Consider the following 558-nt stretch of genomic DNA (forward strand, 5'->3'; position numbering starts at 1 on the left):
AGAGACACATTGAGGAGTTCTGCGCTAATGGGAACGATTAGTATAGTTCTTGCGGTTTTACTTGATATGGTTATTCCATTTCATTTTGGATAAACAACTTCCAGTTTTTGAAACTGAGAAATCGGTATTTGTGGGGTGGTGAATATGAAAAAGAAAATTTTAAAAGCAGTTTTAGGTATTCTTATTTGTTGGGGGATTTTTGTTGCTATTGAGGGATTTCGTTTGATTGGAAGCACTGACCCAGGAAAATGTCCGCTTATAACACTTGGAAGCACACAAACTGCGGATGAAATTGCTGATTATGGAAGTTTAGGATTTTCACAAACATATCATCTGACAAACGGCGATGCATTTGTATATGGTGAATTTCGAGTTTGGGGAATCAGAATTGCAAGATGGGAGAGTTAAATTCAAGTTTACAGAACTGAATCAAAAGAGCTCGAAGGAGCTCTTTTTCCTTTTTTATAATAGTATCATTATGGTATAATAGAGACATTAAAATCGAAATTTGCACAATTCTTGAACTCAACACAAACTGCCATCAGTGTTGTTCCGTTG

General features: G+C 35.8%; 1 protein-coding gene. It reads left to right on the top strand.

The window, feature by feature from the left end; translation table 11 throughout:
* Positions 1 to 144 precede the first annotated feature (144 nt).
* Positions 145 to 408: a hypothetical protein gene (locus tag DWZ61_RS19465; protein ID WP_029471584.1), complete on the top strand. Its 264-nt coding sequence runs from the start codon at positions 145 to 147 to the stop codon at positions 406 to 408.
* The last annotated feature ends 150 nt before the right edge of the window (positions 409 to 558 follow it).

It is taken from the genome of Clostridium sp. AF34-10BH, assembly GCF_003478095.1.
GTDB lineage: Bacteria > Bacillota > Clostridia > Lachnospirales > Lachnospiraceae > Acetatifactor > Acetatifactor acetigignens.

Bases quoted from the DNA above. Each gene is read 5' to 3' on its own strand.
- DWZ61_RS19465 (WP_029471584.1), top strand. From the start codon at position 145: ATGAAAAAGAAAATTTTAAAAGCAGTTTTAGGTATTCTTATTTGTTGG.